The sequence below is a fragment of the Nonomuraea sp. NPDC001831 genome (genome assembly GCF_042892035.1).
Classification (GTDB): Bacteria; Actinomycetota; Actinomycetes; order Streptosporangiales; family Streptosporangiaceae; genus Nonomuraea.
The window spans coordinates 171,433-190,744 of record NZ_JBIATU010000008.1 but is presented as its reverse complement, the minus strand read 5'-3'; the positions used below and the strand labels follow the sequence as shown (position 1 = coordinate 190,744).

Here is a 19,312-nt window from a genome sequence, read left to right as displayed (position 1 = left end):
CAGGCGCATGTCCCTGCTTCTCTGGCTGCACATCGGCTTCGCCATCTTCACGATCGGCCCGCTGACCGCCGCGACGATGGCGGCTCCGCGGGCCATCCGCACCAACAACGTGCCCGTCCTGCGGAACATCCAGCGCACCACGAGGATCTACAGCCTGGCCAGCCTGGGTGTGCTGGTGTTCGGCGTGGCCCTGGGCGTCGTCGTCGGGAACGGCGTGCTCGGCCTGTGGTACATGACGGCGTCGATGACGCTGTTCATCGTGGCGATCGTGTTGCTGGTCATCATCGACCGCGACCTGCGCACCGCCCTCCGCGCGCTCGAGAGCGAGAACGCGGAGGACGACGCGAAGGTGCAGACCGGACGGGTCGCGGCGATCAGCGGCCTGCTGGCCGTGATCTGGCTGGTGATCCTCTTCCTGATGGTCGTCCCGACGCCTTAGCCGAGGGCCTGGGTGAGGTCGGCGAGCAGGTCGTCGACCGTCTCGATGCCGACCGACAGGCGCACCAGGTCGTTCGGCACCTCCAGGGGCGAGCCCGCCGCGGAGGCGTGCGTCATCCGGCCCGGGTGCTCGATGAGCGACTCGACGCCGCCCAGCGACTCGCCGAGCGTGAACAGCTTGGCCCGGTTGCACACCTCCACGGCCTCGGCCTCGCCGCCCGCCACGCGGAAGGACACCATGCCGCCGAAGCGCCGCATCTGCTTGGCGGCGACCTCGTGGCCGGAGTGCTCGGCCAGGCCCGGGTAGAGCACCTGGGTCACGCGCGGGTGCGCGAGCAGCAGGTCGACGACGCGCTCGGCGTTGTCGCAGTGGCGGTCCATGCGCACGCCGAGGGTCTTGAGCCCGCGCAGCGTCAGCCAGGCGTCGAACGGGCCGGCCACCGCGCCCATCGCGTTCTGGTGGTAGGTCAGCTCGTCGCCGAGGCCCTTGTCCCGCGCGATCAGCGCGCCGCCGACCACGTCGGAGTGGCCGCCGACGTACTTGGTGGTGGAGTGGACGACCACGTCGGCCCCGAGCGCCAGGGGCTGCTGCAGGTACGGCGAGGCGAAGGTGTTGTCCACGACCAGCAGCGCGCCGTTCTCGTGGGCCAGCTGCGCCAGGGCGGCGATGTCGGCGATGCCGAGCAGCGGGTTGGTGGGCGTCTCGACCCACACGATCTTGGTCTTCTGCGTCATGGCCGCCGCCACCGCGTCGAGGTCGTGCAGCGGGACCGGGTCGTAGTGCAGGCCCCAGCGCTCGTGCACCTTGGCGAACAGCCGGTACGTGCCCCCGTACGCGTCGTTGGGGATGATCACGTGATCCTGCGGCCGGCACACCGTGCGCAGCAGGGTGTCCTCGGCGGCCAGGCCCGAGGCGAACGCCAGCCCCCGCGCGCCGCCCTCCACGGCGGCCAGCGCCTCTTCCAGCGCCGTCCTCGTGGGGTTGGCCGAGCGGCTGTACTCATATCCCGAACGCAGGCCGCCCACGCCGTCCTGCTTGTAGGTGGACGTGGCGTAGATCGGCGGCACGACCGCGCCGGTCAGCGGGTCGGGCTCCTGACCTGCGTGGATCGCCAGGGTCTCAAAACCGTTGGTCATAGGCCCCACGTTAACGGAAAGCGGCCCGCGATCCGTTCCCCAGCGGATCGCGGGCCGGTGGCGGGGCCCGTCCCCCGACGGCGCCCGCCCGGACCCGCGCGGCCATGCCCGCGCGGGCCACGTTCTCGAAGGCTCAGGCCGCCCGGGGCTCGCGGGCCGTCGCGGCCGTCGCGGCCGTCACGGCCGGGACGGCCGGGGCGCTGAGCCGTACGACCTCCACGTCGATGTGGCGGCCGCTGGCGCCCTCCGCCTCCTCACCGTTGATGCGCGAGAGCAGCACGGGGTCGGCCAGCGCGAGCAGCGCCGTGACGACCAGTCCCAACCCCAGCAGAACGAACCCGATGACAACCATGTCCTGTCCCCCTTCCGACGTGTTCCAGCATCGCCGAGGGGCCGTCGCCGCCGCCTCCGCTGAAGGGCTGGTCCGGCGGCGACCGGGTCGGCCGATCGGTTGATACGAGTTGTCCGACTTCCGGCCTACGCTCGTGGCGTGGGGGATTCGAAAGGCATCGTGTACTGGGTCCGGCGGCTGAGCGAGATCGCGATGCTCGGCTGGCTCGGCCTGATGCTGATGCTCGACCTGGCCATCGCCGTCAGCACCGGGGGGTTGCAGTGGTTCGTGCCGTTCTGCGGCGCGGCCGGGATCGCGGCGGTCGTCCTGCGCCGCCGCCACCGTCTTGAGGGCTTCTGCGCGCTGCTGGGGCTGTCCTTCGCCGTGTCGCTGGTCATCGCGTCGGTCGACGCGCTGGGCGCGCCCGGCATGGCCGAGACGGGGTCGCTGCTGATCCTCCTCATCGGCGTGCTGCGGCACGTCGAGCCGGTACGGCGGGCGGCGGTGCTGTCGCTCGTGGGGCTGGGCGTGCTGATGGCCGAGTCGGCCAGGCGCGACTACCCCACCGCGGGGCTGGCGTTCGCGTTCCTGCTGTTCGCGGGGTGGTCGACGGCCGCGGGCATCGGCGGCTACCTGCGGTTCCAGCAGGAACGCCGGACCGAGGCGGTGCACTCCGTACGCCGGGCCGAACGTCTCGAACTGGCCAGGGAGCTGCACGACCTGGTCGCCCACCACATCACCGGCATCGTCGTCCAGGCCCAGGCCGCGCGTACGGTCGCCGAGCACAAGCCCGAGGCCGTGCTGCCCGCGCTCGACGCGATCGCCTCGGCCGGGTCGGAGGCGCTGACCTCGATGCGGCGCATGGTCACCGTCCTGCGCACCGAGGACGAGGCCGACCGCAGGCCCGGCACGACGCTGGCCGACCTGCGGCTGCTGACCGAGCGGTTCTCGGTCGAGGGGCCGAAGGTGGCGTTCGAGATCGGATCGGGCATCGACGACCGCACGCTGCCGCCCGAGGTGATGACGACGCTGCACCGGGTGCTGCTGGAGTCGCTCACCAACGTGCGCAAGCACGCCACCCGCGCCGCGTGGGTGGAGGCCGATCTGCGGCGGTACGAGCGGGTGGTCGTGCTGCGGGTGCGGAACTTCGGCTCGGTCGCCTCAGACCCGCGGGTGTCCCGGCTGGGCGGCGGGTTCGGGCTGGTCGGCATGGCCGAGCGGGTGGAGGCGCTGGGCGGCAGGCTCTACGCGGGCCCGTCCCCCGAGGGCCCCTGGGAAGTGATCGCCGAGTTCCCGCTCCCCTGACCCGCCCGACCGGCCGGCCGGGCCCTCGGCGGGTTCCCACTGGCCCGAGACCTCAGGATCCCGCTCCCCCGCGGCGAAGGACCCGGCGAACTCCGGCTCGCCCAGGGCGGCGCGCAGGCGGGCGGTGATCCGGTCCACGTCATGGCGTTCGCCGGCGGGAAGGGGCGCGCCGACGGACCGCCGGAGCGCCGCGGCCCGTCCCAGCTTCCGCGCCGCCTCCGCCAGGCGCCCGGGGCCCGCGATCGACAACGCGCCTGCCAGCCCCTCCAGGGCCAGCGCGACGGCCCGCGGGTCGCCCGTCGCGCGGGCGTTCGCGTAGCCCTCGCGCTGACGCGCCAGCGCCGTCTCGGCGTCGCCGCGCTGCTCGGCCACGAACCCCCACTCGGCCATGACGAACGCCGTCCCTGGCGTCCCGCGCACCTGCCGCAGCCAGTCGAGCGCGGACAGCAGGTACGACTCCGCCTCCTCGTACCGCCCCTGCCTGCGAGCGCTCATGGCCAGGCCGAGCAGCGCGTTCTCCTCCGCCGACCGGTACGACTGCGCCACCGCCAGCCGCCTCGCCCGCCCGTGGTAGTCGTCGGACCGCTCGTAGTCGCCCGTGAGCAGCGCGAGCCGGCCGAGCGCGGCCAGCTTGAACGACACGTCGAACCCCAGCCCCTCGGCCAGCCGCAGCGCCTCCTGGCGCAGCCGGGCCGCCCGCTCGTAGTCGCCGCGGATCTCGGCCAGCCGGTCGAGCACGTCCATGGCCTCGACCTGCCCCCATTCGTCCCCCAGCTCGCGGAAGAGGGCCAGGCCGCGCTCGCCGTCGCGTTCCATCGCCGCGAGGTCGCCGCGGCCCACCGCGAGCTTGGCCCGCAGGCACAGCGCCGCCGCCACCCCCCACCGGTCCCCCAGCTCCTCGTACGCCGCCAGCGCCCGGCCCACCGCGTCCCGGTGCGCCGCGTGGTCGCCGTACGCCCAGCGCACGAAGCTGAGGAACCAGTCGGCCAGCGCGGCCCCCGCACGGTCGAGCGCGGCCCGTCGTACCGGCGGGGTGGGCTCGCCGAGCAGCAGCCCGATGCCGGCCAGCCACACCGAGGCCAGGGCGGCGGCGCCGTCCTCGCCGCCCGCCGCCAGCGCCGCCTCGATCGACCGGCGGCCCTCGCGCAGCCTGCCGCGCAGGATCCAGTACCAGGCCAGCGCGTTGGCCAGGCGCAGCGGCTCCGGCCCTGACAGGGCCAGCCGCAGGTTGGCGCTCTCGGCGCCCAGCCGGTCCAGCCATTCGTGCTGGCGCGGGCCGCGCAGCTCGGCGCGGGCGGCCAGGTCGGTGTAGTAGCGGGCGTGCCGCTCCCGCAGCAGGTCGTGCTCACCGGCCTCGCGCAGCCGTTCGAGGCAGTAGGCGGTCACCGACTCCAGCAGCCGGTAGCGGGGTCCGAGGGGGCCGGGCGCCACGGCGACCAGCGACCGGTCCACGAGCCTGGCCAGCACGTCGAGCACGTCCACGCCGGGCTCGGCGCAGACCGCCTCGGCGGCCTCCAGGGTGCAGCCGTCGGCGTGCGCGGCCAGCCGCCGCAGCACCGCGCGTTCCTCGTCCGACAGCAGCTCCCAGCTCCAGTCGATGGTGGCCCGCAGCGTGCGCTGCCGGGCCGGGGCGTCCCGCATCCCGGCGCTGAGCAGCCTGAACCGGTCGTCCAGGCGGGCGGCCAGCTCCTGTACGCCGAGCGCGCGCACCCGCGTCGCCGCCAGCTCCAGGGCCAGCGGGATGCCGTCGAGCCGCCGGCAGATGACGGCCACGGTGGGGCCGGGCTCGACGTCCGCGCGGGCCGCGAAGAGCCGTACGGCGTCGGCCTCGGCCAGCGGGTGGACGACCCGGACCCGTTCGCCGGACACGCCCAGCGGCTCCTGGCTGGTGGCCAGCACGCGCAGGCCGGGCGCGGCCCGCAGCAGCGCCGAGACGAGCCCGGCGACCTGCTCGACCAGGTGCTCGCAGTTGTCCAGGACCAGCAGCGCGCTCCTGTCCGCCAGCACCCCGGCCAGCCTGGACGCCAGCGGCACGGAGTCGTCGTCGCGCACGCCGAGCACCGCCGCCACCGCCTCGGCCACGTCCGCGTCGCCGGCCCCGGCCAGCTCCACCAGCCACACCCCGTCGGCGAACCGAACCTGCCCCGGCTCGGCAGGCCCCTCGGGGAAGGCCAGGCGGCGGGCGGCGGCGAGGGCGAGGCGGGTCTTACCCACGCCGCCCGGCCCGGTCAGGGTCACCAGCCGCGAGTCCGCCAGCAGGGCGGCGACCTCGGCGAGGTCGGCGTCCCGGCCGACCAGCGGGGTGAGCGGCGCGGGCAGGTTGACGGCAGGTGCGGGGTCGGCGGCGGGCGGCGGGGCGGCCAGCGAGGGGTCGTGGCGCAGGATGGCCCGGTGCAGCGCGGCCAGTTCGGGCGAGGGGTCGAGCCCCAGTTCCTCGGCCAGCCTGACGCGCAGCTCCTCGTAGGCGGCCAGCGCCTCGCTCTGCCGGCCGCCCCGGTACAGGGCCTTCATGTGGGAGGCGCGCAGCCGTTCGCGCAGGGGGTGCCGGGCGACCAGGCCGGCGAGGTCGACGTCGTGGCCGAGCGCGAGGCGCACCTCGGCCTGCTCCTCCAGGGCCGACAGGCGCAGCTCGGTCAGCAGGGTGATCTCGGGACGGGCGAAGCCCTCGTCGGCGAAGTCGGCGTAGGCCGCCCCCCGCCACAGGGCGAGCGCCTGCTCCAGCTCGCGGGCGCGCTCACGCGGGGCGGCGCCGCGGCGGGCCACGAGCGCGCGGAACCGGACGGCGTCGCAGTCGTGGGCGGCCAGCCGGTAGCCGGCCGGGCCGTGGACGACCATGGCGGGGTCGCCGAGCGCGCGGCGGAGCTGGGAGACGCGGGCCTGGAGGGTGCCGAGCGGGTTGCGGCCGGGCCGGTCGCCCCACAGGTCGTCGATCAGCCGGTCGGCGGAGACCGGGCCGCCGTCGGCCGCCAGCAGGGCGGCGAGGAGCGCGCGGACCTTGGGCTCGGCGACGTGGATCTCCTCGCCGCCGTCCGTCCGGACGGCCAGCGGGCCGAGCACCCCGAATCGCACCATGCAGAGACTAACCCGTAGCCGGTCAGAAGGATTTCCGTAGCGCGGTGCCGCAGGCTCCCTGGCATGACTCAGGTGACAGTTGCAGGACTCGGCCCGATGGGGTCGAAGATGGCCGAGACGTTCCTCGGCGCGGGTTTCGACGTGGCCGTGTGGAACCGTACGGCGAGCAAGGCAGAACCGCTGGTCGCCCGGGGAGCCCGGCGCGCGGCCTCGGCCGCGGACGGCGACCTGCTGGTGTTCAGCCAGATCGGCTACCAGGCGATGTACGACAGCCTCGGCGAGGCGGGGCTCGACGGGAAGGTGCTGGTCAACCTCAGCTCGGGCACCCCCGAGGAGCTGCGCGCGGCGGCCCGCTGGGTGGCCGGACGCGGCGGCACGCTCATCACCGCCGGGATCATGGTCCCGCCCCCGGGCATCGGGCAGCCGGGCGCGTACTCCTTCTACAGCGGCCCCAAGGACGTGCTCGACCGGCACACGGCCACGCTCGGGGCCCTCGGCGACGTCGTCCACGTCGGCGCGGACGAGGGCCTGGCGATGATGTACTACCAGTCGCTGCTGCTGATCTTCTGGTCGAGCCTGACCAGCCAGATGCACGCCATGGCGATGCTGAGCACGGCCGGGGTCTCCCCGCTGGAGTTCCTGCCGTACGTGCGGGAGACCTTCACCCAGCTCGGCGGCGACGGCGTGATGGGGTTCGCGAAGATCCTGGCCGAGGAGTTCGCCGCCGGCAGCTACCCCGGCGAGCTGAACTCGCTGCACATGCAGGCCGTGGGCCTCGGCCACGTCGTGCACGCGCTGGCCGAGGCCGGCGTGGAGACCACGGTGCCGAACGCGCTGAAGGAGCTGTTCGAGCGCGCCGACGCCGAGGGACGCGGGCACGAGGGCCTCGGCACCGTGATCGAATCGATAAGGAAGCCCTGATCAGTGGTTGGCGAGGAAGGCGAGCAGGTCCTGCCGGGTGAGCAGCCCGGCGGGCTTGCCGTCCTCCAGGACGACGGCCGCGTCGGCCTTCTCCAGCGCCTCGACCGCGCGCGCGACGGGTTCGCCGCTGCCGATCGTGGGTAGCGGCGCCGACATGTGGTCGGAGATCGGGTCGTCGGAGGCGAGCCTGCCGTGGTAGAGCGCCTCCAGCAGGTCGCGCTCGACGATGGAGCCGACCACCTCGGCCGCCATGACCGGCGGCTCCTCCTTCATGACCGGAAGCTGGGACACCGAGTACTCGCGCATGATCGAGATGGCCGTGCCGACCGACTCGTGCGGGTGGGCGTGCACGAACTCCGGCAGGCCCGGCCCCTTGCGCGCCAGCACGTCGCCGACCAGGCCCTCGTCCGAGCTGGTGGTCAGGAAGCCGTAGTCGGCCATCCAGTCGTCGTTGAAGATCTTCGACAGGTAGCCGCGGCCGCCGTCGGGCAGCAGCACGACCACCACGTCGTCGGGCCCCGCCTTGGCCGCCACCTGCAGCGCCGCCACCACGGCCATGCCGCACGAGCCGCCGACCAGCAGCCCCTCCTCGCGAGCCAGGCGGCGGGTCATGGTGAAGGAGTCCTTGTCGGACACCGCGATGATCTCGTCGCAGATCCCGGTGTCGTACGTGGCCGGCCAGATGTCCTCACCCACGCCCTCCACCAGGTAGGGACGGCCGGAGCCGCCGGAGTACACCGAGCCCTCGGGGTCGGCCCCGATGATCTTCACCCGGCCCTCGGAGACCTCCCTGAGGTAGCGGCCGGTGCCGCTGATCGTGCCGCCGGTGCCGATGCCCGCCACGAAGTGCGTGATGCGGCCGTCGGTCTGCTCCCACAGCTCGGGACCGGTGGAGTGGTAGTGGGAGTCGGGGTTGTTGACGTTGGAGTACTGGTCGGGCTTCCAGGCGTTGGGGATCTCGCGGGCCAGCCGGTCGGAGACCGAGTAGTAGGACTCCGGGTGGTCGGGCGAGACGGCGGTCGGGCAGACCACGACCTCGGCCCCGTACGCGCGCAGCACTGCGATCTTGTCCTGGGCCACCTTGTCGGGCACCACGAACAGGCACCGGTAGCCCTTCTGCTGGGCCACGATGGCCAGGCCCACCCCGGTGTTGCCGGACGTCGGCTCGACGATGACGCCGCCCGGCCGCAGCGCGCCGGAGGCCTCGGCGGCCTCGATCATGCGCAGCGCGATGCGGTCCTTGACCGAGCCGCCCGGATTGAAATATTCGACCTTGGCCAGCACCTGGGCGGAGATCCCCGCCGTGACCTTGTGCAGGCGGACGAGCGGAGTGTTCCCCATGAGATCGACCAGGGAATCGTAAACGCGCACCGAGGTGTTCACCTTCTTTGCCGAAGCTTGATCAGCTTGCCCGAGGCCGAGATCCAGTGGGGGTGGCAGGCCCTCGGCTAGTTTTCAAGCAAACGCTACCGCCGAGTTCGACCGGGAGGACACTACGTGGTCTGGGCAGCAGGCATGGCACGCGCGGCCAGGCGGATCGCGATGGCGGCGGCGCTCGGAGGTGGCGGGCTCACGGCTCTGGGAGCCACGGCGTACGGCCTGCTGATCGCCGAGGGGCTGCTCGCGCGCAAGGCCATCGGCCGCCCCCACGGTCTGGACGGACCGCCCTCCGACGGCGTCTACGGCGATTTCCGCGGCAAACCCCTCAAGATGGCCATGCTGGGCGATTCCACTTCGGTGGGCCTGGGCATGACCGATCCCAGCCACACCCCCGCCGTCCTGCTGGCCAACGGCGTGGCGGCGGTGGCCGAGCGGCCGGTGCACCTGCTGGTGGCGGGCAAGTCGGGCGCCCCGTCCGCCGAGCTGCCCGAGCAGGTGGACGCCGCCCTCGCCATGCGCCCGGACGTGGCGGTCATCTTCGTGGGAGCCAACGACATCATCACCCAGACGCCGCCGGCCGTGGCGGTGCGCCACCTGGCCAAGGCGGTGCGGCGGCTGCGCGAGGCGGGCGTCGAGGTGGTCGTCGGCACCTGCCCCGACCTCGGCACGGTACGGCCCATCGCCCAGCCGCTGCGCTGGGTGACCCGGCGGTGGAGCCGTCAGCTCGCGGCGGCCCAGACCGTCGCCGTGGTCGACGCGGGCGGCCGCACGGTGGCGTTCGCCGACGTTTTGGGGCCGGAATTCGATACAAATCCGACAGAAATGTTCGGACCGGATCGTTTCCATCCATCTGACCGAGGTTACGCGCAGGCCGCTTACGCGGTGCTACCGTCGGTGTGCGCTGCGTTGGGGCTGTGGCCTGAGCCGCGGCCCGCGCGGGGCGAAGGACTGCAACCGATCTACCTTGCGGCGGCAACGGCCGCGGAGGAGCCCGGCACCGAGGTCACCGCGACCCGGGTCGACGGGCGGGCGACGGGGCTCCACGGCAAGTGGGCCACGCTGTTCCGCCGGCGGCTCGGCGAGACGCCTACCGACGCGTGAGCGCGCCCGGCGGGCGGCTCGACGATCCCACCGACGCGTGATCGTGCGCGCCGGGGGGCTTCGCGACGCCTGACCCGGTCACCCTCCGAGCCTTAGCCGTCACTCCTCGTCCTCTTTTGGAGTGAATTGCCTGTGCTCCGGCCCCTCATGAAACCTTCCCTGGCCCTCGCGGGGACCCTCGCCCTGACCGCCTGCTCCGGCAGCGACGCCGCCACGGCGAACTTCCCCTCCTGGCAGAACACCCAGGTCAACGCGGTCAGCCGGATCGTGTCCGCGGCCGGTGTGGTCACCACCACGTCCATGAAGCCCGACGGCACGCTGGAGACCGTGGCGCTCGGCCTCGAAGACGGCCGGCGCCTGTGGGCCTACCCGGCCACCATGGCGGGCCGGCTGCCCGGCATGGGCGTCTCCGCCCCCGCGATCGTGGAGACGGCCAAGGGCCAGGGGGTGGTCGTGGCCCTCGACCCGGCGAAGAAGGGCCGCTGGAACGCCACCCTCATCGCCCGCGACGCCCGCTCCGGGGCGCAGAAGTGGGCCAGGCCCATGCACTCCACGTTCGGGCCGCAGCGCTGCGGCCCCTACCTGTGCGTGTCGGAGCACACCGCCCTCACCCACGCCCGGATGGTCGTGCTCGACCCGGCGACCGGCCGGGTGATGTGGCGGCTGCCCGGCATCTCCGAGGTCGAGTGGTCCGACCCGGCCCGGGTGCTGCTGCTGCGGATGGCCGCCAACCCCATGATCGAGTCCTACGACGTCAAGACCGGCAAGCTGCAGTGGCAGCAGCCGATCGAGCAGGCGCTCGGGCCCGGCATCGACCTGTCGGGCGGGTGGGCGTTCGGCTCGACCGGCGACAACCTGGTCGGCTACGTCGCCCCCTACACCAACCCCCAGACGAAGAAGGTCTCCACCTTCGGGCTGTTCTCCATCAGGATCAGCGACGGCACGGTCAACTGGATGCGTCCTTCCGTCGTGCGCGTCTATCCCAGCGGCAGCCCCGGCTACGCGCCCGTGGTCCGTCCGGTCGACCGCCAGGGCGCCTACGGCGGTTTCGCCAGGCTCGACTCCGAGACCGGCCGGGTGGTCGGCCAGATCACCGCCTCCGACGTCCCCGGCTCGGGCTGGTGGCTGGCCTTCCCCGACCGCATGGACAAACTGGGCTTCCTCAAGCACGACGCCAAGGGCAGCGCCTTCGACCTGGTCTCGGGCAAGCCCGCGCCGGTGGGCGAGGAGCGGGGCTGGTCCTTCTGCGTCACCGACCCCAAGCCGCTGCCGCTGCGCGGCCAGGCCCCCGGCTTCTACTCCACGGCCGCCGTCTGCGAGTACGACCTCGGCACCGGCACCCGCGTCTCCCCCATGAACGCTCCGCCGCCCTGGTTCACCGGCAGCCAGGACGGCTGGCGCCTGTGGCGCGACGAGAAGGGCGCCGTGCACGCCGTCAACGACCACACCGCCACCGCCCCCGGCATGTACGGCTGACGCGGGGCCCCGGGGCGCTTGCGAGGAGGACTGGAATATAGTTCTAATATCAGCGCCGGACACAAGGAGGGGCCATGCCCGAGGCAGTCATCGTCGCAACCGCGCGTTCCCCGATCGGACGAGCCTTCAAGGGGTCGCTCAAGGACATCCGTCCCGACGATCTGACCGTACAGATGATCCAGGCGGCGCTGGCCAAGGTGCCCCAGCTCGACCCGAACACGATCGACGACATCATGCTCGGCTGTGGCCTGCCGGGCGGTGAGCAGGGCTTCAACATGGCCCGGGTGGTGGCGGTGCTGCTCGGGCTCGACACCGTGCCGGGCACGACCGTCACGCGCTACTGCTCCTCGTCGCTGCAGACGACACGGATGGCCTTCCACGCGATCAAGGCGGGCGAGGGCGACGTGTTCGTCTCGGCCGGCGTGGAGACCGTCTCGCGCTTCGCCAAGGGCAACTCCGACTCGCTGCCCGACACCCACAACCCGCTCTTCCTCGACGCGACGGCCCGCACCAAGAAGGCAGCCGAGGGCGGCCAGACCTGGCACGACCCCCGCCAGGACGGCGCCGTCCCCGACATCTACATCGCCATGGGGCAGACCGCCGAGAACCTGGCCCAGCTCAAGGGCGTCAGCCGCCGCGAGCAGGACGAGTTCGGCGTGCGCTCCCAGAACCTGGCCGAGAAGGCGCTGGCCGACGGGTTCTGGCAGAAGGACATCACCCCCGTCACGCTCCCCGACGGCACCGTGGTCAGCAAGGACGACGGCCCCCGGGCCGGCACCACGTACGAGGGGGTGGCCGGGCTCAAGCCGGTCTTCCGCCCCGACGGCACGGTCACCGCGGGCAACTGCTGCCCGCTCAACGACGGCGCGGCGGCCCTGGTCATCATGAGCGACGTCAAGGCGGCCGAGCTGGGCATCACGCCGCTGGCCCGGATCGTCAGCACCGGCGTCAGCGGGCTGTCGCCCGAGATCATGGGCCTCGGGCCGGTGGAGGCGTCCAAGCAGGCGCTGTCGCGGGCCGGGATGGCGATCGAGGACATCGACCTCGTGGAGATCAACGAGGCGTTCGCGGCGCAGGTGATCCCGTCGTACCAGGACCTCGGGATCGAGCTCGACCGGCTCAACGTCAACGGTGGCGCCATCGCCGTCGGGCACCCGTTCGGCATGACCGGGGCGCGCATCACCTCGACGCTGATCAACAGCCTGCGCCACCACGACAAGAGCCTCGGCCTCGAGACGATGTGCGTCGGCGGCGGCCAGGGCATGGCGATGGTGCTGGAGCGCCTGTCCTAGATCGTGCTCTGCGGCCCCGCGCCCGGCCTTCCCGGCCGCGCGGGGCCGTTCGCGTCCCGGGGGTCAGCCCTGACGGTCGGGGCCGGCCTGGAGCGGCGTCACGCGGACGATGACGCGCCGCTCCCTGACCATGGCCGCGCGGTAGTCGTCCCAGTCGGGGTGTTCGCCGGAGATGTCACGGTAGTAGGCGACGAGCTGGTCCATCGCCTCCGGCAGGGAGACGACCTCGGCCGTGCCGTCGACCTGGAGCCACTCGCCGAAGAAGCCGTCGGCGAGCACGCAGAGCGAGACGCGGGGATCGCGGCGGATGTTGTGCACCTTCATCGCCGTCTCGCGGGTGCTGATGACGATGTGCCCGTCCGCCACGCCCGCCAGCACCGGCGACATCTGCGGGTGCCCTCCGCGACGGCTGGTGAGCAGGACTGCGTGGTGGTGGGTCTCGATGAAGCCGAGCGCCTTGTCCAGATCCATGTCTTCATGATGACGCGCCCGTGCTCGGAGCACGGGCGCGGGGATGGGGAAGGGCTCTACATCAAGCCCATTCGGGTACGGCGGTGCCGCTCGTGCTCCAGCACGATCGCGGCGGCGTAGCCGTGGGTCAGCCCGTGCTCGTCGGCGAGCCAGTTGGCCCGCTCGTCGCACCTCAGGAAGGATGGGCCGTTGTCGATGGCTTGGAACCACTCGGGGAGTTCGCGTCCCGTTATCGTGGGGACCCTTGCGATGAGCTTCGTCTGCGTCTCCGGTGAGTGGTTCAAGGACATGGGCACCTCCGCGGATTAAGGTCCTTTGCTCGACACTGCAACACCGCGCTGCGAATGGCAACCCCCCGGCCCGGCATCATTGTGTGACGGCAGGTAGATTTCCGGTCGCACAAAGAGAGGGCCCCGCCGGTTACGGCGAGGCCCCCAGGAGATGAACGATCAGTCGTCGCCGGTGAAATAGCTGATGAGGCGGAGCACCTCAAGGTAGATCCACACCAGGCTCAGCATGAGGCCGAACGCGCACTGCCAGGCGAACTTCTCCGGGACGCCCTGGCGCACGCCCTGCTCGATCGAGTCGAAGTCGAGGAGCAGGAAGAAGCAGCCGATCAGGATCATGACGATGCTGAAGACGTAGCCGAGCGGGCTGTCGGTGCGCAGGCCGAGCCCGACGCCGTTGAAGATGCCGACCAGCAGGTTGACCAGCACCAGCCCGACCACCGCGATGGCGGCCGCCATGCCGTACTTGACCAGCTTGGGGGTGACGCGGACGACCCGCAGCGAGTAGACCGTCAGCACGGCGCCGAAGGCGAAGGCCGTGCCGAGCACCGCCTGGAAGACGATGCCGCTGATGGCGCCCTCGAACAGCTGGCTGATCTTGCCGAGGAAGACGCCCTCGAACACCGCGTAACCCAGGATGAGCGCCGGGTTGGTGCTCTGGGTGAACGAGGCGATCAGGCCGAGGATCAGGGCCACGACGGCGGCGACGACGGCCACCATCGGGGGGACGTCGAGCACCCACGTCGCGGCGGCGGCCACGACGAGCGCTCCGAGGGTGAGGAAACCCCGGACGACGACGTCGTCGAGGGTCATCGCCCGGTAGGCGGGCGGGGCCGGGGGTGCGTACGACGGGGCGTCGTACATGTTCCGCAGGGTGTCGGGTGAGGGGGCCGGGCCGGCCCAACCCGCGCGCTGCTGGCGCACCCTGCCGAATACGGGGTTCTTGCTCTCCATCGCTGCCTCCTGTGGCGCCGAGCCTACGGGGCCTGGCGGCACCTAGGTCAACTCACGCTCAGATCGAAGTTCGTCGGGGGACTTCGGCAGCGAGGACAACGAACGTGACCTCGCACGAGTTCCCGTGGCCGGGAGGGCCGTCCGGGGGGCCGGCGGCCGGGCGGCGAGTAACTGCGTCGCAACCAATGGAAACCGGGTTCTGTTGGGTTTCGTGATGAAAACGGAATCTTCCCGATGCCTCACCACACCGGGTCTTCCCGGCAAACGACTGGAAGCATTGTGTGACGGGTTGACAGCAGTAGTGAACCACCGGATGCGACAAGACGCTTCACTCGGAGAAAACCCCAGGTCGGGGACACTTAAGAATGGTGCCCCCGGCGGGATTCGAACCCGCACTACAACCCTTTTAAGGGGTTTGCCTCTGCCATTGGGCTACGGGGGCGCCGCAATCATACGAAACGGACCATGCTTCCGAGGAGCACAACTTCGCATCAGGCGTCACAAGTGTGAAGTCTGCGGTGAAGTGATAGCGCCCCTGGCACTCTGTCCAAGAAGAGTAGACCGTCCAGATGGTCCAGTTGGTGCTGAATGCAGCGGGCTTCGAAGGCGTCCGCCTCGATGACGACCGGCTCCCCTGTGCCCGGCAAATGCCCATGAACGGTGATACGCGTCGCCCGGCGTACGTCCGCCGTGAGCCCGGCGATGGACGCGCACCCCTCGCGCCCGCCGTCCCAGTGGGAGGCGCTCGTGAGCCGAGGGTTGACCAGGACGAGCTCCCCGGCCCACGACCGGGCCCGGGGGTGGGCCCAGGCGTTGAAGGCGATCAGCCGCCACCTCAGGCCGATCTGCGGGGCCGCCAGCCCCGTCATGGCCTTCTCACTGCGCAGGGTGGCGAGGAGGTCGGCCGCGGCCCGCACGGTCTCGGGGGCCGCCGGATCGACCGGCTCGGCCCTGGCCGACAGCGCCGGGTGCGGCGCGCCGAGCACCTGGCGCGGGGTGCCTCTGGCGCCCGTCACAGCAGGTCCGGCTCGACGGGACGGAAGGTGATCTCCGAGTCGAGCCCGGCCCCGACCGCCGCCAGCCGGCGCATGAGGGCGGCGACGTCGACGTCCTCGGGCAGCTCGACGTCGGCGATGAGCACGTACAGGCGGCCGGTGAGCCGGGTGCTCATGCCGGTGATGTTGCCGCCGTCGGCGGCCAGCACGGCGCTGACGGCCGAGATGATGCCGGGCCGGTCGGGGCCGTGCACGGTCAGGACGTAGCCGAGGCCGCCGCCGTCGTCGCAGAAGTGCCGCCGCGCCTCGATCGCCGAGGCGGAGACCACCAGCTCGGGCGCGCTGAGCCGCTTGGTCAGCTCGGCGGGGTCGAGATCGCCGGAGACCAGAAGCATCATCGCCACGTACCCGCCGAGCAGCGTCATGGTCGAGTCCTGGATGTTCGCGCCGCAGTCGGCCAGCGAACCGGTGACGGCGGCGATCACGCCGGGCCGGTCCACGCCGAGCACGGTCACCGCTGAGAGCCCCACCCGTGGTACCCCTTCCGCATTTCGTCCAGGGGTGCCGAAAACGCCCCGGCGATGCTCGCCGGGGCGCTGCCGTACCTGGGCTAGCGGCGGGTCGTCGCCACCGCGGCCCTGAATCCGTCGCGCGGATGCTCCATCTCACCCAGCGAGATGGTCTCTCGCTTGAAGAACAGGGCCAGGGTCCAGTCGACGACGACACGGACCTTGCGGTTCAGCGTCGGCACCCGCGACAGATGGTAGGTGCGGTGCATGAACCACGCAGGGAAACCGCGCAGCTTCACGCCGTAGACATTGGCGACGCCCTGATGCAGGCCCAATCCGGCGACCGATCCGACATACTTGTGGCGGTAATTGACCAGTTGCTCGCCGCGCAGGTGCCGGACGATGTTGTCGGCCAGCACCTTGGCCTGGCGCACGGCGTGCTGGGCGTTGGGGGCGCAGTACTGGCCCGGGTTCGTCACGTCGGGCACCCCGGCCGCGTCGCCGGCGGCGAAGGCGTCGCGGGTGCCGGCGACGGTCAGGGCGGCGGTGGTCTTGATCCGGCCCCGCTCGTCCAGGGGCAGGTCGCTGTCGTTGACGACCGGGCTCGGCTTGACGCCCGCCGTCCACACCAGGGTCTCGGCGTCGAACTCGGTGCCGTCGCTGAGCACGACGTGGCCGCCCTCGCACGACTCCAGCCTGGTGTCCAGCTTGACCTCGATGCCGCGTTCGCGCAGCTGCTCCAGCGTCCACTTGCCCATCTCGGGGCCGACCTCGGGCAGCACCCGGTTCGTCGCCTCCACGAGCACCCAGCGCAGGTCGGCCGGGGTGATGTTGCGGTAGTAGCGGGTGGAGTCCTTGGCCATGTCCTCCAGCTCGGCCAGCGCCTCCACGCCCGCGAAGCCGGCCCCGACCACGACGAACGTCAGCGCCCTGCGCCGCACCTCGGGATCGACGGTCGACTCGGCCACGTCGAGCAGGTGCAGCACGCGGTTGCGCAGCGCGATGGCCTCGCCGACGGTCTTGAACCCGATGCCGATGTCGGTCAGCCCGGGGATCGGCAGCGTGCGCGAGATCGACCCGGCGGCCATCACGATCACGTCGTAGGCCACCTGGCGCGGCTCGCCCTCGGCGGGCTGGAACGTGACGACGCGCTCGGCGTGGTCGACCTTGGTGACCGTGCCGTTGAGGATGCGCACCTTGGGCAGGATCCGGCGCAGCGGGGCCACCATGTGCCTGGGCGACAGGTTGCCCGCCGCCGCCTCCGGCAGGAACGGCTGGTAGGTCATGTAGGACTGGGGGTCGATGATCGTGATGCGCGCCTCGCCGCCGCGCAGCTCGCGGTGGAGCTTGCGCTGCAGTCTGAGCGCGGTGTACAGGCCGACGTACCCGCCGCCGACGATCAAGATGTGCTTGTTCATCCTGAGGCCCCATCCCTCGTGGAATGCTTGTGAAAGCATTCACAAGCTTACGTCGGGCACTTCCGGAGAGTCCAACCCGGGGATGGTGGGACGCGTCACACCGCTAGTGACCTGGCCCGGAGGAAGACGTCGTCCAGCATCTGGGCGGTGACGCGGCCGGTGAAGGTGTTCTGCTGGCTGGGGTGGTAGCAGCCGATCAACGTGACGGGGGCGGCGCCGTGCCGGACCTCGACCTCGACGCCGTGGCCGAACCTGGGGCGGGTGCGCGGCAGGTCGTAGCCGGCGTCCCTGAGCGCGGGCCACATGGCCTGCCAGGCGAACCCGCCGAGCGCCACCACCGCCCGTACGCTCTGCGCCACCATCGCCACCTCGCGCGCCATCCACGGGAAACAGGCGGCCTTCTCCTCCGGCGTGGGCTTGTTGGCCGGAGGCGCGCAGCGCACCGACGCCACCACCCTGGTGTCGATGAGCTCCTGGCCGTCGCCGGCGTACGTGCTGGTCTCCTTGGCCGCCAGGCCGCAGCGGTGGAGCGAGGCGAACAGCCAGTCGCCGCTGCGGTCGCCGGTGAAGATGCGGCCCGTCCTGTTGCCCCCGTGGGCCGCCGGCGCCAGGCCGACCAGCAGCACCTTCGGCCGCTCGGCCCCCCACCCGGGGACGGGACGGCCCCAGTACGTCTCGTCCGCGAACGCGCGCCGCCGCACGCGCGCCACCTCCTCGCGCCACTCCACCAGACGCGGGCAGGCACGGCAGACGGACTGCGCGGCCGTGAGCTCCGCGAGGGTGCCGCTGGTGGAGGCGAGGCGGCGCACGTCCGCGGGGTCATGGGCCACCGGGGTGTCAGGGGTGGCGGGGTCGCCGGGCCAGCCGGTGCCGGGTGGTACGAAGCTCATGACACCGATGGTGCCCGATCACCTCGTCCTCTCGGGCACGGGCGTGGCGGCAGTGGGGGTGGCAGTGGCAGTGGCGGTGGCGGCCGGCGCGGGCGTCGCCGACGGGGCGAGGGGCGCCGTGGAGGCCGTCGGGCACGCGGCGGGCGCGGCCGTGGGCATGCCGTTGTCGGCCATCATCTCCTGCTGCTGGACCAGCGGCAGCGGGTAGCGGTTGAGCACCGGCTCACCGCAGGACCGGTCGACCATGTACCCGTGCTCCTCGGGGCTGACCGTGATCGGTTTGCCGTCCTGGTCGTAGAGGTAGACGTCGGTCAGCGGGCTGCCGTCCTTGGCGTACGGCTTGATGTTGTAGACGTCGAGGCCGCCGCCGACCAGCATCACGTCGGCCGGCGCCGCCATCGCGACCGGCTGGTCGTCGCGGTCGGAGACCGTCGCCATGCCGGCCAGCAGCGCCAGCGCCGCCAGCACGTTGACGCCCGTGGCCAGCAGCGCGGCGAAGCGCCCGCCGCGGGCCCGGCCGAACCACACCGAGGTCCACACGGCCACCGCCACGAGCGCCCACTCCGCCAGGTTCCCCGGGACGACGCCGCCGCCCGCCGTGATCGCCAGCAGCAGCATGGCCAGCAGGTAGCCGCGCAGCACCCACCAGCCGGGCCGCAGCTCGGGCAGGAAGGCCACGAAGCTCCGGTACGGCCTGTGCCGCAGCAGCCCGGCATGCGCCCGCGCCGCCCACGCGCGCGGCCGCGGACGGCGACTCCGGCGGCTCTGGGGACGCCCCCCGTAGGCGGCCACCAGCTCCTCCGCGTACGCGGCGGGCGGCCCGAGCCGATCCTCCAGCGGCAGGTCGGACTCGGCCGCGATCTCGGCCAGATGGTCGTCGAGGTCCTCGATCAGCTCCTCGCGGTCGGGGTGACCGGCCAGGGCGTCGCGGACGGCCTGCGCGTACTGTTCCGGCGTGGTCATGCGTGGCCCTCCTTGAGCAGGGAATCCATGGTGGCCGCGAACGACGCCCACCGCTTGGCGGAGGTGGCGTACAGGGTGCGGCCGACCTCGTTGAGCCCGTAGTACTTGCGGTGGGGGCCCTCGTCGGAGGCGACGACGTAGGAGTTGAGCGCTCCGGCCTTGAACAGGCGGCGCAGCGTGCCGTACACGGAGGCGTCGCCCACCTCTTCCAGGCCCGCCTCCCTGAGCCGGCGCACGACGTCGTAGCCGTAGCCGTCGCGCTCGGCGAGCACGGCCAGGACGGCCAGGTCGAGCACGCCCTTGAGCAACTGGCTGCTATCCACGCGAAGCAGAGTACTGTGCAAAGCACAGTAGTGGCAACAAGAGAACCGG

18 protein-coding genes, 1 tRNA gene and 1 pseudogene are annotated in these 19,312 nt (G+C 72.1%); 6 read left to right on the top strand and 14 right to left on the bottom strand.

All coding sequences use genetic code 11. The features are described 5' to 3' along the window. The first annotated feature begins 7 nt into the window (after positions 1–7). Positions 8–439, top strand: a complete 432-nt coding sequence (locus ACFYYW_RS26170) for a DUF2269 family protein (protein WP_364392534.1) — start codon at positions 8–10, stop codon at positions 437–439. Here ACFYYW_RS26170 and ACFYYW_RS26165 read toward each other — a convergent pair. Both ACFYYW_RS26165 and ACFYYW_RS26160 read right to left on the bottom strand, forming a co-directional pair. Next, positions 436–1,575 (bottom strand): cystathionine gamma-synthase, encoded by a 1,140-nt coding sequence (locus tag ACFYYW_RS26165; protein ID WP_352331437.1) that lies wholly within the window; start codon positions 1,573–1,575, stop codon positions 436–438. The genes ACFYYW_RS26170 and ACFYYW_RS26165 overlap by 4 nt on opposite strands. A gap of 133 nt (positions 1,576–1,708) precedes the next feature. Further along, complete coding sequence (locus ACFYYW_RS26160) at positions 1,709–1,927, bottom strand: hypothetical protein (RefSeq protein WP_387652317.1); 219 nt, start codon at positions 1,925–1,927, stop codon at positions 1,709–1,711. A gap of 192 nt (positions 1,928–2,119) precedes the next feature. Between ACFYYW_RS26160 and ACFYYW_RS26155 the strand changes: the two are divergent. After that, positions 2,120–2,782: pseudogene (locus ACFYYW_RS26155) on the top strand (histidine kinase dimerization/phosphoacceptor domain-containing protein); the annotation flags it as partial. A 285-nt stretch (positions 2,783–3,067) separates the two neighbouring features. Here the strand turns inward: ACFYYW_RS26155 and ACFYYW_RS26150 are convergent. Next, complete coding sequence (locus tag ACFYYW_RS26150) at positions 3,068–6,283, bottom strand: BTAD domain-containing putative transcriptional regulator (protein ID WP_387652315.1); 3,216 nt, start codon at positions 6,281–6,283, stop codon at positions 3,068–3,070. A 72-nt stretch (positions 6,284–6,355) separates the two neighbouring features. Here ACFYYW_RS26150 and ACFYYW_RS26145 point away from each other — a divergent pair, with 72 nt between their 5' ends. Continuing rightward, positions 6,356–7,204 carry an NAD(P)-binding domain-containing protein gene (locus ACFYYW_RS26145; RefSeq protein ID WP_364414539.1) on the top strand — a complete coding sequence of 283 codons (849 nt, stop codon included), beginning with the start codon at positions 6,356–6,358 and terminating at the stop codon, positions 7,202–7,204. Here the strand turns inward: ACFYYW_RS26145 and ACFYYW_RS26140 are convergent, their stop codons facing one another. Further along, on the bottom strand, positions 7,205–8,575 hold the full coding sequence (locus ACFYYW_RS26140; protein ID WP_387652313.1) for a cystathionine beta-synthase: 1,371 nt from the start codon (positions 8,573–8,575) through the stop codon (positions 7,205–7,207). It abuts the gene before it with no gap. 126 nt (positions 8,576–8,701) lie between these two features. Here ACFYYW_RS26140 and ACFYYW_RS26135 point away from each other — a divergent pair, with 126 nt between their 5' ends. The 3 genes from ACFYYW_RS26135 (at position 8,702) to ACFYYW_RS26125 (ending at position 12,453) form a co-directional block, all read left to right on the top strand. Beyond that, positions 8,702–9,685 carry an SGNH/GDSL hydrolase family protein gene (locus ACFYYW_RS26135; RefSeq protein ID WP_352323552.1) on the top strand — a complete coding sequence of 328 codons (984 nt, stop codon included), beginning with the start codon at positions 8,702–8,704 and terminating at the stop codon, positions 9,683–9,685. A 147-nt stretch (positions 9,686–9,832) separates the two neighbouring features. After that, the gene (locus ACFYYW_RS26130) at positions 9,833–11,161 is read left to right on the top strand and encodes a PQQ-binding-like beta-propeller repeat protein (RefSeq protein ID WP_352323553.1); all 1,329 of its coding nucleotides are present in this window, start codon (positions 9,833–9,835) and stop codon (positions 11,159–11,161) included. A 74-nt stretch (positions 11,162–11,235) separates the two neighbouring features. Beyond that, complete coding sequence (locus tag ACFYYW_RS26125; protein ID WP_387652310.1) at positions 11,236–12,453, top strand: acetyl-CoA C-acetyltransferase; 1,218 nt, start codon at positions 11,236–11,238, stop codon at positions 12,451–12,453. A 63-nt stretch (positions 12,454–12,516) separates the two neighbouring features. Here the strand turns inward: ACFYYW_RS26125 and ACFYYW_RS26120 are convergent, their stop codons facing one another. From ACFYYW_RS26120 to ACFYYW_RS26075, 10 genes are all read right to left on the bottom strand, one after another. Further along, positions 12,517–12,924, bottom strand: coding sequence for a PPOX class F420-dependent oxidoreductase (locus ACFYYW_RS26120; RefSeq protein WP_352323555.1), 408 nt, complete (start codon positions 12,922–12,924; stop codon positions 12,517–12,519). Positions 12,925–12,980: 56 nt separating this feature from the next. Next, positions 12,981–13,214, bottom strand: a complete 234-nt coding sequence (locus ACFYYW_RS26115) for a DUF4287 domain-containing protein (RefSeq protein ID WP_352323556.1) — start codon at positions 13,212–13,214, stop codon at positions 12,981–12,983. Between the two features lie 159 nt (positions 13,215–13,373). Continuing rightward, entirely contained in the window at positions 13,374–14,165 is a 792-nt protein-coding gene (locus ACFYYW_RS26110; RefSeq protein WP_387652308.1) for a Bax inhibitor-1/YccA family protein, read from the bottom strand. A gap of 366 nt (positions 14,166–14,531) precedes the next feature. Then, positions 14,532–14,607, bottom strand: a tRNA-Leu gene (locus ACFYYW_RS26105). A gap of 49 nt (positions 14,608–14,656) precedes the next feature. Next, positions 14,657–15,181 (bottom strand): peptide deformylase, encoded by a 525-nt coding sequence (locus ACFYYW_RS26100; protein WP_387652306.1) that lies wholly within the window; start codon positions 15,179–15,181, stop codon positions 14,657–14,659. Next, complete coding sequence (locus ACFYYW_RS26095; protein WP_352323560.1) at positions 15,178–15,690, bottom strand: ACT domain-containing protein; 513 nt, start codon at positions 15,688–15,690, stop codon at positions 15,178–15,180. Before ACFYYW_RS26095 ends, ACFYYW_RS26100 begins: the two co-directional genes overlap by 4 nt. A gap of 80 nt (positions 15,691–15,770) precedes the next feature. Next, positions 15,771–17,087, bottom strand: coding sequence for an NAD(P)/FAD-dependent oxidoreductase (locus ACFYYW_RS26090; RefSeq protein WP_364414535.1), 1,317 nt, complete (start codon positions 17,085–17,087; stop codon positions 15,771–15,773). Positions 17,088–17,182: 95 nt separating this feature from the next. Next, positions 17,183–17,977, bottom strand: a complete 795-nt coding sequence (locus ACFYYW_RS26085) for a uracil-DNA glycosylase (protein WP_387652303.1) — start codon at positions 17,975–17,977, stop codon at positions 17,183–17,185. An 18-nt stretch (positions 17,978–17,995) separates the two neighbouring features. After that, complete coding sequence (locus ACFYYW_RS26080) at positions 17,996–18,940, bottom strand: hypothetical protein (RefSeq protein ID WP_387652301.1); 945 nt, start codon at positions 18,938–18,940, stop codon at positions 17,996–17,998. Beyond that, positions 18,937–19,263, bottom strand: coding sequence for a PadR family transcriptional regulator (locus ACFYYW_RS26075; RefSeq protein ID WP_352323564.1), 327 nt, complete (start codon positions 19,261–19,263; stop codon positions 18,937–18,939). The genes ACFYYW_RS26080 and ACFYYW_RS26075 overlap by 4 nt, the downstream gene beginning before the upstream one ends. Between the last annotated feature and the right edge of the window lie 49 nt (positions 19,264–19,312).

Coding starts and splice junctions, on each gene's coding strand:
- ACFYYW_RS26125 (WP_387652310.1), top strand. CDS start 11,236: ATGCCCGAGGCAGTCATCGTCGCAACCGCGCGTTCCCCGATCGGACGA.
- ACFYYW_RS26110 (WP_387652308.1), bottom strand. CDS start 14,165: ATGGAGAGCAAGAACCCCGTATTCGGCAGGGTGCGCCAGCAGCGCGCG.
- ACFYYW_RS26160 (WP_387652317.1), bottom strand. CDS start 1,927: ATGGTTGTCATCGGGTTCGTTCTGCTGGGGTTGGGACTGGTCGTCACG.
- ACFYYW_RS26120 (WP_352323555.1), bottom strand. CDS start 12,924: ATGGATCTGGACAAGGCGCTCGGCTTCATCGAGACCCACCACCACGCA.
- ACFYYW_RS26165 (WP_352331437.1), bottom strand. CDS start 1,575: ATGACCAACGGTTTTGAGACCCTGGCGATCCACGCAGGTCAGGAGCCC.
- ACFYYW_RS26085 (WP_387652303.1), bottom strand. CDS start 17,977: ATGAGCTTCGTACCACCCGGCACCGGCTGGCCCGGCGACCCCGCCACC.
- ACFYYW_RS26115 (WP_352323556.1), bottom strand. CDS start 13,214: ATGTCCTTGAACCACTCACCGGAGACGCAGACGAAGCTCATCGCAAGG.
- ACFYYW_RS26090 (WP_364414535.1), bottom strand. CDS start 17,087: ATGAACAAGCACATCTTGATCGTCGGCGGCGGGTACGTCGGCCTGTAC.
- ACFYYW_RS26080 (WP_387652301.1), bottom strand. CDS start 18,940: ATGACCACGCCGGAACAGTACGCGCAGGCCGTCCGCGACGCCCTGGCC.
- ACFYYW_RS26170 (WP_364392534.1), top strand. CDS start 8: ATGTCCCTGCTTCTCTGGCTGCACATCGGCTTCGCCATCTTCACGATC.
- ACFYYW_RS26130 (WP_352323553.1), top strand. CDS start 9,833: ATGAAACCTTCCCTGGCCCTCGCGGGGACCCTCGCCCTGACCGCCTGC.
- ACFYYW_RS26150 (WP_387652315.1), bottom strand. CDS start 6,283: ATGGTGCGATTCGGGGTGCTCGGCCCGCTGGCCGTCCGGACGGACGGC.